The organism is Streptomyces sp. NRRL WC-3626 (genome assembly GCF_000718785.1).
In the GTDB taxonomy this organism is placed as follows: domain Bacteria; phylum Actinomycetota; class Actinomycetes; order Streptomycetales; family Streptomycetaceae; genus Streptomyces; species Streptomyces edwardsiae.
Window position 1 is genome coordinate 164789 of sequence record NZ_JOCA01000005.1, and the last position, 13799, is coordinate 178587.

Annotated in this window: 11 protein-coding genes; 6 read left to right on the forward strand and 5 right to left on the reverse strand. The window is 71.1% G+C overall.

Features of this window, described 5'->3' with window-relative positions:
• Nucleotides 1-14: 14 nt before the first annotated feature.
• The 3 genes from IF28_RS0109780 to IF28_RS0109790 all read left to right on the forward strand — a co-directional run bounded on the left by IF28_RS0109780 (nt 15) and on the right by IF28_RS0109790 (nt 4471).
• Nucleotides 15-1121: a branched-chain amino acid aminotransferase gene (locus IF28_RS0109780; protein ID WP_030216553.1), complete on the forward strand. Its 1107-nt coding sequence runs from the start codon at nt 15-17 to the stop codon at nt 1119-1121.
• Nucleotides 1122-1437: 316 nt separating this feature from the next.
• On the forward strand, nt 1438-3042 hold the full coding sequence (cimA, locus tag IF28_RS0109785; protein ID WP_030216554.1) for a citramalate synthase: 1605 nt from the start codon (nt 1438-1440) through the stop codon (nt 3040-3042).
• 85 nt (nt 3043-3127) lie between these two features.
• The gene (locus IF28_RS0109790; protein WP_030216555.1) at nt 3128-4471 is read left to right on the forward strand and encodes a hypothetical protein; all 1344 of its coding nucleotides are present in this window, start codon (nt 3128-3130) and stop codon (nt 4469-4471) included.
• Nucleotides 4472-4562: 91 nt separating this feature from the next.
• Here IF28_RS0109790 and IF28_RS0109795 read toward each other — a convergent pair whose 3' ends face one another.
• Nucleotides 4563-5174, reverse strand: a complete 612-nt coding sequence (locus IF28_RS0109795; protein ID WP_030216556.1) for a YceI family protein — start codon at nt 5172-5174, stop codon at nt 4563-4565.
• A gap of 456 nt (nt 5175-5630) precedes the next feature.
• On the opposite strand from IF28_RS0109795, the gene IF28_RS0109800 reads away from it, so the two are divergent.
• The 3 genes from IF28_RS0109800 to IF28_RS0109810 all read left to right on the forward strand — a co-directional run bounded on the left by IF28_RS0109800 (nt 5631) and on the right by IF28_RS0109810 (nt 8504).
• Nucleotides 5631-6491, forward strand: a complete 861-nt coding sequence (locus IF28_RS0109800; protein WP_030216557.1) for an SDR family NAD(P)-dependent oxidoreductase — start codon at nt 5631-5633, stop codon at nt 6489-6491.
• A gap of 226 nt (nt 6492-6717) precedes the next feature.
• Nucleotides 6718-8301 carry an acyl-CoA carboxylase subunit beta gene (locus tag IF28_RS0109805; RefSeq protein WP_037892929.1) on the forward strand — a complete coding sequence of 528 codons (1584 nt, stop codon included), beginning with the start codon at nt 6718-6720 and terminating at the stop codon, nt 8299-8301.
• Between the two features lie 14 nt (nt 8302-8315).
• Entirely contained in the window at nt 8316-8504 is a 189-nt protein-coding gene (locus IF28_RS0109810; RefSeq protein ID WP_030216559.1) for an acyl-CoA carboxylase subunit epsilon, read from the forward strand.
• 286 nt (nt 8505-8790) lie between these two features.
• Here the strand turns inward: IF28_RS0109810 and IF28_RS0109815 are convergent, their stop codons facing one another.
• The 4 genes from IF28_RS0109815 to IF28_RS0109830 all read right to left on the reverse strand — a co-directional run bounded on the left by IF28_RS0109815 (nt 8791) and on the right by IF28_RS0109830 (nt 13752).
• Nucleotides 8791-9372 (reverse strand): GTP-binding protein, encoded by a 582-nt coding sequence (locus tag IF28_RS0109815; protein ID WP_030216560.1) that lies wholly within the window; start codon nt 9370-9372, stop codon nt 8791-8793.
• On the reverse strand, nt 9353-9925 hold the full coding sequence (locus IF28_RS37250) for a DUF742 domain-containing protein (RefSeq protein WP_030216561.1): 573 nt from the start codon (nt 9923-9925) through the stop codon (nt 9353-9355). Before IF28_RS37250 ends, IF28_RS0109815 begins: the two co-directional genes overlap by 20 nt.
• Before the next feature lie 94 nt (nt 9926-10019).
• Nucleotides 10020-10433: a roadblock/LC7 domain-containing protein gene (locus tag IF28_RS0109825; protein ID WP_030216562.1), complete on the reverse strand. Its 414-nt coding sequence runs from the start codon at nt 10431-10433 to the stop codon at nt 10020-10022.
• 10 nt (nt 10434-10443) lie between these two features.
• Entirely contained in the window at nt 10444-13752 is a 3309-nt protein-coding gene (locus IF28_RS0109830) for a nitrate- and nitrite sensing domain-containing protein (RefSeq protein WP_030216563.1), read from the reverse strand.
• Between the last annotated feature and the right edge of the window lie 47 nt (nt 13753-13799).

Here is a 13799-nt window from a genome sequence, read left to right on the forward strand (position 1 = left end):
AAGGACTACCACTCATGACGACGCCCACGATCGAGCTCAAGCCCTCCGCCCACCCGCTCTCGGACGCGGAACGCGAGGCGATCCTGGCCAACCCCGGGTTCGGCCGCCACTTCACCGATCACATGGTGACCATCAAGTGGACCGAGGGCCGCGGCTGGCACGACGGCCAGCTCGTCCCGTACGCGCCGCTCTCCCTCGACCCCGCGACCACCGTCCTGCACTACGCGCAGGAGATCTTCGAGGGCCTGAAGGCCTACCGCCGGCCCGACGGGTCCGTCGCCACCTTCCGCCCCGAGAAGAACGCCGAACGCTTCCAGCGCTCCGCCAAGCGGCTCGCGATGCCCGAGCTGCCCGTCGAGACGTTCATCGAGGCGTGCGACGCCCTCGTCACGCAGGACAAGGCATGGGTCCCGGCGCACGGCGGCGAGGAGTCCCTCTACCTGCGCCCCTTCATGATCGCGACCGAGGTCGGGCTGGGTGTGAAGCCCGCCAACGAGTATCTGTTCCTGGTCATCGCCTCCCCGGCCGGCGCCTACTTCCCGGGCGGCGTGAAGCCCGTCTCCATCTGGGTCTCCGAGGACCGCGTCCGCGCCGTCCCCGGCGGCATGGGCGACGCCAAGACCGGCGGCAACTACGCGGCCTCCCTCCTCGCCCAGGCCGAGGCCGCCGCCAAGGGCTGCGACCAGGTCTGCTACCTCGACGCAGTCGAGCACAAGTGGGTCGAGGAACTCGGCGGCATGAACCTCTACTTCGTGTACGGCGCCGCATCCAATTCGAAGCCCGTGATCGTCACCCCGACGCTGAGCGGTTCCATCCTGGAGGGCGTCACCCGTGACTCCCTGCTGGCCGTCGCCCGCGACCTCGGCTACGACGCCGTCGAGGAGCGCGTCAGTGTCGACCAGTGGCAGCGCGACTCCGAGAACGGCAGCCTCACCGAGGTCTTCGCCTGCGGTACGGCCGCCGTCATCACCCCGGTCGGCACCGTGAAGCGGGCCGGCGCCGAGTGGCGGCAGAGCGGCGGCGAGCCCGGCGAGGTCACCACCCGGCTGCGGCAGGCCCTCCTCGACATCCAGCGCGGCACCGCCGAGGACAAGCACGGCTGGATGCACCCGCTCGGCTAGCCGGGGCGGGTGAACACCCACCGCCCGCATCCTGAGACGGATCGTGAGCGCGGGGGCGGATTGTGCCAGACTGCCCCCGTGCTCTCGTTCGCCACGATTATTGGCAGCAGGCGCGCCGGTCCGCAGTGACCGCACGTACGACACCGTACGGGCGGACACCGTCGTCCTCGACCCGCGCGCAGACCTCTCGCACCCGCGAGAGGTTTTTCTGTTTCCTGGCCCCACCCGCGGCCGGAAACGGGGCGCAAGGGACCATGGGGGAACGGTGGAACCGGTCATTCCGGTAGACCGAGATCAACTCAGGAGCCTTCAGACCATGACCGCAACCAGCGAGCCCGACGACTCGTTCCACGTCTTCGACACCACCCTGCGCGACGGCGCCCAGCGCGAGGGCATCAACCTCACGGTCGCCGACAAGCTCGCCATCGCACGGCACCTGGACGAGTTCGGCGTGGGCTTCATCGAGGGCGGCTGGCCCGGCGCGAACCCGCGGGACACCGAGTTCTTCGCCCGCGCCCAGCAGGAGATCGAGTTCCGGCACGCCGAGCTGGTCGCCTTCGGCGCCACCCGCCGCGCCGGCACCACCGCGGAGAAGGACCCCCAGGTCAGGGCGCTCCTCGACTCCGGCGCCCAGGTGATCACGCTGGTCGCGAAGTCCCACGACCGCCATGTCGAGCTCGCCCTGCGCACCACCCTCGAGGAGAACCTGGAGATGGTCCGCGACACCGTCTCCTTCCTCAAGGGCGAGGGACGGCGCGTCTTCGTCGACTGCGAGCACTTCTTCGACGGCTACCGCGCCAACCCCGAGTACGCAAAGTCGGTCGTCCGCGCCGCCTCGGAGGCCGGCGCCGACGTCGTCGTCCTGTGCGACACCAACGGCGGCATGCTCCCGGCGCAGATCCAGGCCGTGGTCGCCACCGTCCTCGCCGACACCGGCGCCCGGCTCGGCATCCACGCCCAGGACGACACCGGCTGCGCCGTCGCCAACACCCTCGCCGCCGTCGACGCGGGCGCCACCCACGTCCAGTGCACCGCCAACGGCTACGGCGAGCGGGTGGGCAACGCCAACCTGTTCCCCGTCGTGGCCGCCCTGGAGCTGAAGTACGGCAAGCAGGTCCTGCCCGAGGGCCGGCTGCGGGAGATGACCCGCATCTCGCACGCCATCGCCGAGGTCGTCAACCTCACCCCGTCGACGCACCAGCCGTACGTCGGTGTCTCCGCCTTCGCCCACAAGGCCGGCCTGCACGCCTCCGCGATCAAGGTCGACCCGGACCTCTACCAGCACATCGACCCCGAGCAGGTCGGCAACACCATGCGGATGCTGGTCTCCGACATGGCAGGGCGCGCCTCCATCGAGCTCAAGGGCAAGGAACTCGGCATCGACCTCGGGGACGACCGCGAACTGGTCGGCCGGGTCGTCGAGCGGGTCAAGGAACGCGAGCTCAAGGGCTACACGTACGAGGCCGCCGACGCCTCCTTCGAACTGCTGCTCCGCGCTGAGGTCGAGGGCCGGCCGCTGACGTACTTCGACGTCGAGTCCTGGCGCGCGATCGTCGAGGACCGCCCCGACGGCAGCCACGCCAACGAGGCCACGGTGAAGCTGTGGGCCAAGAGCGAGCGCATCGTCGCCACCGCGGAGGGCAACGGGCCGGTCAACGCCCTGGACCGCGCCCTGCGCGTCGCCCTGGAGAAGATCTACCCCCAGCTCGCCAAGCTGGAGCTCGTCGACTACAAGGTCCGCATCCTCGAGGGCAAGCACGGCACCCAGTCCACCACCCGCGTCCTGATCTCCACGTCCGACGGCGCGGGGGAGTGGTCGACGGTGGGCGTCGCGGACAACGTCATCGCCGCGTCCTGGCAGGCACTCGAGGACGCCTACGCGTACGGGCTGCTGCGGGCCGGCGTGGAGCCGGCGGCGTAGGAACTCCGTGCCGGCAGGGGCGGCCCCGGGAACCCCTGCCGGTCCGAATGCCCGTTTATCGCAGGATTCGGGTAGCTTCGAAGATATGAAGGACGCGCCGCTGCGTACCCTCGTACGCCTGCTGATCGTGCCGGTGACCGCCGCGCTGGCGGTCCTGATGGCCGGAGCGCCCGGGGCGCAGGCGGAGACGGATCTCTCCCGGATCGCGAGCCAACTGCGGGAGAGCCCCGTCTACGTCGACCCCGCGGCCCGGGACATCCTGGCCGAGTCCGACGCCGAGGCCCTCGCCGGCAAGATCGAGGACGCGGACAAACCCGTCTTCGTCGTCGTGCTCCCGGCGGACTATCCCACGCGGAACCTCTTCCAGAACCTGCGCACCGAGACCGGCGTCACCGGTCTGTACGGCATCCGGCTCGGCGACGAGTTCGACGCGCGCGCCGACGGCAGCGTGCTGAGCCGGCAGGGCGTACGGAACCTGGTCGCCTCCGTGCAGGGCGCCGGGGACGCCAAGGCCCAGCTGAACGACTTCGTCGACGGCGCGCTGCGCAACACCGGCGGCGCGGCGCCGAACTCATGGAACGACGGGGCCGGCCGTGACGTCCCCGTCGGCGGGCTGATCACCGTCGGAGCGCTGGTGGCGGCCGGTGGTGCGGGCATCTACGCCGTGTCCCGCCGCAACCGGCGGCGCCACGAGGAGGAGCAGCGGGCCGCGCTGGAGAAGCTGCGGGTGGTGGTCGACGAGGACATCACCGCGTTCGGCGAGGAGCTCGACCGGCTCGACTTCCACCCCGGCGAACCCGGTGCGGACGACGCGATGCGGGCGGACTACGAGCGTGCGCTGGACGCCTACGAGAAGTCCAAGTCGTACATGGCGGCGGCCGGCAGGCCGGAGGACGTACGCGCCGTCACCCAGGCCGTGGAGGACGGCCGCTTCGCCCTCGCCTCGCTCGCCGCCCGCCGGGCGGGACGCCCGCTGCCGGAGCGGCGTCCGCCCTGCTTCTTCGACCCGCGGCACGGCCCCTCGGTGGCCGACGCCGTCTGGACGCCACCGGGCGGGGCCGAGCGCGAGGTGCCGGTCTGCGCGGCCGACCGGGCGCGCCTCGACGACGGCCTCGACCCGGCCGTGCGTGAGGTCGAGACCGAGTACGGGCGCCGCCCCTACTGGGACGCCGGCCCCGCGTACGGTCCCTGGGCCGGGGGCTACTTCGGCGGCGGGCTGCTGCCCGGGCTGCTCGTCGGCACCGTACTCGGCGGCATGATGGCCGGTCCCTCCTACGCGGCCGACTACGGGGCCGGATACGGGGACTTCGGCGGCTACGGCGGCGGCGATGTGTCCGGCGCGGACTTCGACGCCGGTGACTTCGGCGGTGGCTTCGGCGGAGGCGGCGGGGACTTCGGGGGCGGCGGGGACTTCGGCGGCGGGTTCTGAGCCGGATTCCTTTCCGGGAACGCCGAGCGCCCGCCCTCCCGTACGGGGGGCGGGCGCGCTCGGGGGCGCCGGGTGGGCGCCTTCGGCGTTCTCAGGCGGCGTTGCGGATCGCCGAGATGTCGAAGTTCAGCTTGATCTTGTCGGAGACCAGGACGCCACCCGTCTCCAGGGCCGCGTTCCAGGTCAGACCCCACTCGGAGCGCAGGATCTCCGCCTTGCCCTCGAAGCCGACGCGCTGGTTGCCGAACGGGTCGGTCGCGGCGCCGTTGAACTCCAGGTCGATGGTGAGCGGCTTGGTGGTGCCGAGGATCGTCAGGTCACCGGTGATGCGGTAGTCGTCGCCGCCGAGGGCCTCCGTGCCGGTGGTGCGGAAGGTCATCGTCGGGAACTCGTCCGTCTTGAAGAAGTCCGAGCTCTTGAGGTGGCCGTCACGGTCGGCGTTGCCCGTGGTGATGCTGTCCATCACCACGTCGAGGGTGGCGGTGGACTTGGCCGGGTCGGAGCCGTCGAGCTGCAGCGTGCCGGTGAAGTCCTGGAAGCTGCCCTTGACGTTGGTGACCATCGCGTGGCGGGCGACGAAGCCGATCGTGCTGTGGGCGGGGTCGATGGTGTACTCGCCGGTCAGGGCGGCGAGGTCCGGGTTCACCGCGGCGTCGGTGGTCGCGGCGGGGGTGTCGTGGTCCTTGCGGCCGAAGATGCCCATGGTGTTCTCCTGTGGATACGGGGTGAGGGATCACGTTGAATGTTCAACTAACTCAACGAGACCTACCGTAGACCTATTCTCTTCAAGTTTCAACCATCTCTGGTGAGGGTGTCGCGAATCCGTCCCCGCGGGGCCGGTACGAGGTCCATCCTGCCCCTGTCGGGCCGTCCCCGCCGCCCTTTCCCCTCCCGTCCCATGGCTTCGCCCCGGCCCGGCCGCGCGCGCTTCCGTGCCCCTGCTCCGGGGGTGCGCGGGTCGTACACCCGCCTGGCGGTACCGCGCGCACGCAGGGGTGGATCTGCGGCGTGGCGTGCGGGCCCCGGGAGCCCGGACGCGGCCCGTCGGCGGGGGGTCGCGGCGGTCCGGGCGGCGGGCTCCAGCGCTGGCGCGGGGTACCGGAGTGGGGGTGTCCTGGATGGCGAGAACCCGCAGCGACAGCGCATGGGAGACCGACTCGTGACCACCACCGGCTCCGGTTCCACCTACGACCCCCCGGCGGACCCCGCACACGGCCGCGCCCGTGCCGCGGCCTCCGCGGCGGCGGTGCGCGGCACCGGACCGCCGCTCCGCACCGACCGCCGTGTCGTCCTCGTCACCGGCGCCTCCTCGGGCATCGGCGCGGCCACCGCGCGGCGCTTCGCCGCCGGGGGCTGGCAGCTCGTGCTCAGCGGCCGGGACCGGCGCCGGCTGGAGGAGACGGCATCCGGCACCTCGGCCGTCCTGCTGCCCGCCGACCTCGCCGCGCCGGACGGGGCGAAGATGCTGGCGGAGGCCGCACTGCGGAAGACCGGTCGCGTCGACGTGCTGGTCGCCGGGGCCGGCATCGGCTGGGCCGGGCCCTTCCTGACCATGCCGCACACCGACATCGACCGGGTGCTGTTCCTGGACCTCAACGCCACGCTGCACCTCGTACGGGAGGTACTGCCCTCGATGGTGGCGGCCGGCAGCGGCCGGGTGGTCCTCGTCGGCTCGGTGGCCGGCTCCGTCGGCGTACGGGAGGAGGCGGTGTACTCCGCCGCCAAGGCCGGACTCGCCGCCTTCGCCGAGGCGCTCCGGCAGGAACTGCGCGGTACCGGTGTGGGCGTGACGCTCGTCGTGCCCGGCCCCGTCGAGACGGGCTTCTTCGCCCGCCGCGGCACCCCGTACCACCGCTCCCACCCGCGCCCCACCTCGCCCGGCCGGGTCGCCGCCGCCGTCTGGAACGCCGTCGCCCAGGGCCGCGACGACACCTACATCCCCACCTGGCTCACCCTCCCGGCCAGGGTCCGCGCCCTCACCCCCCGCCTCTACCGCCGGCTCCTGAACCGCTTCGGCTGAGAGCCGGCACAGGCCGGAGTTACCCGAACGGGTGCATGCACCACCCATGAATGTGAGGTGACTCTCAGATGACGCCTTTGTGTGACCTCTACAAGCCGGGCGCCTTCTGAGCAGTCAGAACGGCTGCATGTCCCCATGGTTCTGTTCAGGTGCACCAGGAAAACACCCCGAGGACTGTGAGGAGTCGACGGCTCGCATTTCGAGGTCCGCTTCGTAAGGTCACTACATGACCGTTTTGGATGAGGCGCCGGGTGAGCCGACCGACGCGCGCGGACGCGTGGCCGAACTGCACGAGATCCGTGCCCAGGTACTGGCCGGCCCGAGCGAGAAGGCGACCCAGGCGCAGCACGCCAAGGGCAAGCTGACCGCGCGGGAGCGCATCGAGCTGCTGCTGGACCCGGGGTCCTTCCGCGAGGTCGAGCAGCTGCGCCGGCACCGGGCCACCGGCTTCGGTCTGGAGGAGAAGAAGCCGTACACGGACGGTGTGATCACCGGCTGGGGCACGGTGGAGGGCCGTACGGTCTTCGTCTACGCCCATGACTTCCGGATCTTCGGCGGCGCGCTGGGCGAGGCCCACGCCACCAAGATCCACAAGATCATGGACATGGCCATCGCGGCCGGCGCGCCGCTGGTGTCGCTCAACGACGGCGCCGGCGCCCGTATCCAGGAGGGTGTCTCCGCCCTCGCCGGATACGGCGGCATCTTCCAGCGGAACACCAAGGCCTCCGGGGTCATCCCGCAGATCAGCGTGATGCTCGGCCCGTGTGCGGGCGGCGCGGCCTACAGCCCCGCCCTCACCGACTTCGTGTTCATGGTCCGCGACACCTCGCAGATGTTCATCACCGGTCCGGACGTCGTCAAGGCGGTCACCGGCGAGGAGATCACCCAGAACGGCCTCGGCGGCGCGGACGTGCACGCCGAGACCTCGGGCGTCTGCCACTTCGCCTACGACGACGAGGAGACGTGCATCCACGAGGTGCGCTACCTCCTCTCCCTGCTCCCGCAGAACAACCGGGAGAACCCGCCGCGCATGGAGTGCTCCGACGACGCGGAGCGCCGCGGCGACGTCCTCCTGGACCTGGTCCCCGCCGACGGCAACCGGCCGTACGACATGGCCAAGGTCATCGAGGAGATCGTCGACGACGGCGAGTACCTCGAGGTCCACGAGCGCTGGGCGCGCAACATCATCTGCGCGCTGGCCCGGATGGACGGCCAGGTCGTCGGCATCGTCGCCAACCAGCCGCAGTCGCTGGCCGGTGTGCTGGACATCGAGGCGTCCGAGAAGGCCGCGCGCTTCGTCCAGATGTGCGACGCGTTCAACATCCCGATCCTGACCTTCCTGGACGTCCCCGGCTTCCTGCCGGGCGTCGACCAGGAGCACGGCGGCATCATCCGGCACGGGGCGAAGCTGCTGTACGCGTACTGCAACGCGACCGTGCCGCGGATCTCGCTGATCCTGCGCAAGGCGTACGGCGGCGCGTACATCGTGATGGACTCCCAGTCCATCGGCGCCGACCTGACCTACGCCTGGCCGACGAACGAGATCGCCGTGATGGGCGCGGAGGGTGCGGCCAACGTCATCTTCCGCCGGCAGATCGCCGACGCCGAGGACCCGGAGGCCATGCGGGCCCGCATGGTCAAGGAGTACAAGTCCGAGCTGATGCACCCGTACTACGCCGCCGAGCGCGGGTTGGTCGACGATGTGATCGACCCCGCCGAGACGCGTGAGGTGCTGATCCGTTCACTGGCGATGCTGCAGTCCAAGCACGCCGATCTGCCGTCCCGCAAGCACGGCAACCCGCCGCAGTAAGGGAGACGCACGCCATGAGCACACCTGACATTCGCGTCGAGAAGGGCCACGCCGAGCCGGAGGAGGTCGCCGCTCTCACGGCGATCCTGCTGGCCCGTGCGGCCGCGCAGCCGGCGGCCCCGGCCCATCGGGGCCGCGCGAAGGCCGGCTGGCGCCGGCTGGAACGAGAGAACGGCTTCCGGGCGCCCCACAGCTGGCGCTGACCCGATGAAGGGCCCCTTCCCGTCCGGGGAGGGGCCCTTCATCGTGCCCGGAGCCGATACGCGGGCCACCTTGGCACGCCGCGGGGGGAGTGACGCCGCTCGGCGCTGACGAGGCGCCGCCTGCGCCCACCCGTGCCGCCCCAGCGGCACGACTGCCCGCAGCCGCGAAGAAGCACCCGAAGGGGCGCGGGGAACTGCGCGGGAAACCCCCACCGGGCCGCAGGCGCATGCAAGAGCCCCCGGCGGCAGCGTGGTCGCAGGGGGCGCGTTGCGGGACGTGCGGGGGTCAGCGGAGGCGGGCCATCAGCGCGTGCTCCACGAGGGTGATGAGCGCCGACTTCGCATCGGCCCGATGCCGCGCGTCCGTCGTGATGATCGGCGTGTCCGGCCCGATCTGCAGCGCCTCCCGCACCTCGTCCGGCTGATACGGCTGCTGGCCGTCGAAGCCGTTCAGCGCGATCACGAACGGAAGACCCGAGTTCTCGAAGTAGTCGACCGCCGGGAAGCAGTCGGCCAGCCGACGCGTGTCGACCAGCACGATCGCCCCGATGGCGCCGCGCACCAGGTCGTCCCACATGAACCAGAAGCGGTCCTGGCCGGGCGTACCGAACAGGTACAGGATCAGGTCCTGGTCCAGCGTGATACGGCCGAAGTCCATCGCGACCGTCGTGGTCGTCTTGTCCCCGGTGTGGGTGAGGTCGTCGATGCCTGCCGAAGCAGACGTCATGACGGCCTCCGTGCGCAGCGGGTTGATCTCCGAAACGGCCCCGACGAACGTGGTCTTGCCCACGCCGAAGCCACCCGCCACCACGATCTTCGCCGAGGTGGTGGAGCGGGAAGGACCGCCGCTAGAGCTTGCGAAGTCCACTGAGCACCCTTTCGAGCAGTGTCACGTCTGGCTGGCCGCCGGCGCTCTCGTCGCCGCCGGGCTGATGGATGGCGACCAGTCCCGCCTCCGCCAAGTCGGCGACGAGGATCCTGGCCACACCGAGAGGGATGGTCAGCAGGGCCGAGATCTCGGCCACCGACTTGATCTCCCGGCAGAGGGTGCAGATCCGCTGATGCTCGGGCAACTGGCCCTGCATCTGATGCGGCTGCGCGGTGGTGTGCACCAGCGCCTCGATGGCGAGCTGGTACCGCGGCCTGGTGCGGCCGCCCGTCATGGCGTACGGGCGCACCAGGGGATTGTTCGACGCCCCGGCGGGCGCCGGCTCGGGTGCTCGGCGTTGCGGCTGCACCGGCTGGATGCGCGGGGCATGCGGCTGGTCGTACGGCGAAGGGCCGGGGCCCTGCGGCGCGTACGGCTGGCCGTGGCGTGGCGCGGAGGGGTATCCGTACCGGTTCTGGGAACCGTCGTTCTGGCCCTGGGCGGGACCGTACGACCAGTTGCCCGCGGATGAACCGTCTGGGGGTGTTGCCACTTTCTCCTCCTCCGACCGTGCCTGGCACCCATCTCTGTGGAGCCGCGTCCCGAAACCTTACGGCCCCGGGACGCCAAAGCGCACCGTCCGTCGTCTAGTTGAGAAGGCTCCCTTGGAGCTCCGCCCGAAGGTCCGGCGTCAGGACCGTACCGGCCCGGTCGACCAGAAGGGCCATCTCGTAACCAATGAGGCCGATGTCCGCCTCGGGATGTGCGAGAACTGCGAGCGACGACCCGTCGGAAACGGCCATGAGGAACAGGAATCCCCGCTCCATCTCCACAACCGTCTGATTCACGCTGCCGCCCTCGAAGATCCGGGAGGCGCCGGCCGTCAGGGACGTCAGACCGGAGGCGACGGCCGCGAGCTGGTCCGCCCGGTCACGGGGAAACCCTTCGGACATCGCCAGAAGGAGTCCGTCGGCGGAGACCACCACCGTGTGGGACACCCCCGGGGTGTTGTCCACGAAGTTGGTGATCAACCAGTTCAGGTTCTGTGCCGCCTGGCTCATCGGGCTCACACTAACGCTCCTGGTTGTAGGTGCTGTCAGGACCACCGTGTTGATTCCTGGTGGCCTGGTTGTTCGTTTCACTGCCGGCGCTGCGGCCCTTTTGGACACCGCGGCGAAGGTTGCTCAGCCTGCCCCGGACGTCCTCCGGAGCGCGGGAGACCTGGGGGCCTCCCTGGGAGGTGGTTTCGGCGGCTCCCTCGACCAGATTGGCCTTGGGGACCCGTCGCGGCAGACCGGAGGACGTCACTCCGCCCGCCTTGGGTTTCCGGAGCGACGATGCCTGCTGCCAGCGCTCGTCGTTCGCCGAACGCCAGCCGCTCTCGTCGCCGCTGTCCGGTGTCGGGGCCGGCGGCTCCTGCTTCCTCTGCCGTGCGCCGCCCTGGCCGTTCGCGCCGGCCGCGGTGGATCCGCGGCGGGGAAGCCCGGCGTCGGTCAGCGCGTGGCCGTCGGAGGCGGCCGGTCCCGGACGGTCGAAGCCTACGCTGTCCTGCTCACGTACGTCAGCGGCCTGCGTATTTTCCGATTCCGGGGTCTGAGCAGCGTACTGGTCCGCGTAGCCGTTGCGGTAACCGTCCTGCTGGGGCCAGTCGTCCGTCTGTCCCGCTGCGCCGCCGAAGGCGGGGAACGCGTCGACGGCACCGGCGGCGGCGTGGCCGTCCTGGACCGGCTCCGGGTAGGAGGGGTCGGGGTAGCCGGCGCCCGCGGAGAAGGACTCGTTCTGCGGCAGCTGCCCGTTCGGCGCGTAGTACCCCTCGCCGTACGACTGCTGCTGCGGCTCCTCGTACGCCGTCTGCTGCCCGTTGTCGTACGCCTGCTGGTCGTACTGGCCGGTCCGCTGGTCTTGGAAGCCGTCGAAGCCCTGGCCGCCGTCGTACCCCTGGCCGTTGTCGTACCCCTGGCCGTTGTCGTAGCCCTGCGGGGCGGCGAACTCGTCCGGGAAGGCGGGTGCCTCGGGCGCCTCCTGGGCGTTCGCGGCGGTCGGCTCGGGCTGCCCCTGGGGGTCCAGAGCCGCCCGGCGCTCCTCGCGCATCAGCGAACGGCCGACGGGGTCCAGGTCGCGGATGTCGTCCGGGACCTCGGTGTAGCGGCTGTCGTCGAAGCCGAGCTCGGCGGCGGTGCGCAGCGGCTGCCGGCCGAAGTCCTCACCCGGGAGGTTCTGCTCCGGGATGATCTGCGAGACCGTGAACTCGTCGCGCTCCAGCGGCTGTTCGCCGCCGCCGCCGTGGGTGATCGCGTCCGGCAGCATGACCAGCGAGGTGGTCCCGGCCTGCTCGCCCGAGGGGCGCAGCTGGACCCGGATGCCGTGCCGGTCGGACAGCCGGCCGACCACGAACAGGCCCATGCGCTGGGAGATCGCGGCGTCCACGGTCGGCGGGTTGGCCAGCTTGTGGTTGATGTCCGCGAAGTCCTCGGCGGTGAGGCCGATGCCCTTGTCGTGGATCTCGATCATCACGCGGCCGTCGGGGAGACGGGTCGCGGTGACACGGACCTTGGTCTGCGGGGAGGAGAACGTGGTGGCGTTCTCCAGCAGCTCGGCGAGCAGGTGCACGAGGTCGGTCACCGCGCGGCCGTGGATCTCGGCCTCCGGGACACCGGACAGCTCGATGCGCTCGTACTGCTCCACCTCGGAGGAGGCGGCGCGCAGCACGTCGACCAGCGGGACCGGCTGGTCCCAGCGGCGGCCGGGCTCCTCGCCGGCGAGGACGAGGAGGTTCTCGCCGTTGCGGCGCATACGGGTCGCGAGGTGGTCCAGACGGAAGAGGTTCTCCAGCTGGTCCGGGTCGGCCTCGTTGTTCTCCAGGCCGGTGATCAGGGTCAGCTGGCCCTCGATCAGCGACTGGTTGCGGCGCGACAGGTTGGTGAAGATCGCGTTGATGTTGCCCCGCAGCAGGGCCTGCTCGGCGGCGAGCCGGACGGCCTCACGGTGGACCTGGTCGAAGGCGCGGGCGACTTCGCCGATCTCGTCCGTGGAGGTGATCGGGATGGCCTGCACCCGGGTGTCGACCCGTCCGGGATCGGTCCGGGAGAGCTGGTCGACCAGCATCGGCAGCCGCTGCTCGGCGATACCGAAGGCGGCGTTGCGCAGCTGGCGCATGGAGCGGCTCATCTGGCGGGCCACCATGCCGGCCAGGATGAACGCGGCGAGGAGGGCGATCACGACGGCGGCGCCGGTGATGAGGGCGTCGCGCTGGGCGTCGTCGGCGACCTGCGAGGCCTCGCTCACCGCGGAGTCGGTCAGGTCGGACTCGATCTCGCTGTAGCCGTCGAACTTGAGGGTGCTCACGGCCCACCAGTTGGCGGGGGTGATGCCCTGGGCGGCGAGTTCGCCGCGCGCGGCCGCGTCGGTGGAGGGGAGCCGGCCCAGCTCGGAGATCATCGTCTCCGGCTTCGCGGGCGGCGCCACGTAGTCGGGGTCCTGCTGCTTGGCCTCCCGGGCCATGGCCGTGCCCTCGGCCTGGATCCGCTGCGCCGTCTGCTCCAGCTTCTCCACGTCGGCCTCGGTGCCACCGCCCCTGTACTCCTCGATGGCGATGCGCTCGAGGTAGGCGTAGGAGGTGAGGGCGACGCGCTGGCTGGCGAGCTGGCTGTCGGTCGGGCCGGGCTTCACCAGCAGGTGCATGCCGATGGAGCGCTCCAGCGACAGTGCCGACTTGGTCAGCGAGATCGCGTAGACCGTGCGTCCGTAGCTGGTGATGTTGCCGGTACCGAGACCGAGGTCGTTGGCGAACTCCATCAGGGGGTGGGCGACGGTGACGTAACCCTCCTCGGTCGCGACACCCTTGAGCTTGGAGGTGTAGGCCGCGGCGCGCAGCGCGGTCAGCTGGGGCTCCGCCGCGCGGAACAGCTCCATCCGGCGGTTCAGGCCGGGCTTGTCCGGCATGCTCCGCGCGGCCTCGTCGAAGGCGTCGGCGGCCTTGTCGGTCGCGGCGCGGGCCTTGGCGACGTCCGGGTCGTCCTTGCCCTTGCCCTGCAGCAGCGGGACCGCCGTGACGTCCCGCTCGTTGTAGAGGGCGTTGGCGTAGGTGAGGGAGGCACGCACCAGACGCGCGGTGTTCTCCGCGTCCTGGGCCTCGTTCCAGGTGTCGATCGAGCCCTTCACCTGGAAGCCGCCCATGACCAGGCCGACCAGCACGGGTATGAGCAGGATCGCGTTCAGCCTGGTCGTCACGCGCCAGTTGCGCGGGGACAGACGGCCTCCGCCGCCGGCGGGCGCGGGGGTCGGCTCGGGGCCGGGCACCGGGGCGGGCGCCGCTGTGCGCGGCGGCGGCGTGAAGTTGCCCCGGGCCGACGGCTCGGGACTGTTCTTGCTTCGCCTCACTCGACCAACAACCTCTCGGCGGTCGGCACCTTCGTCGTGCCGCTGTG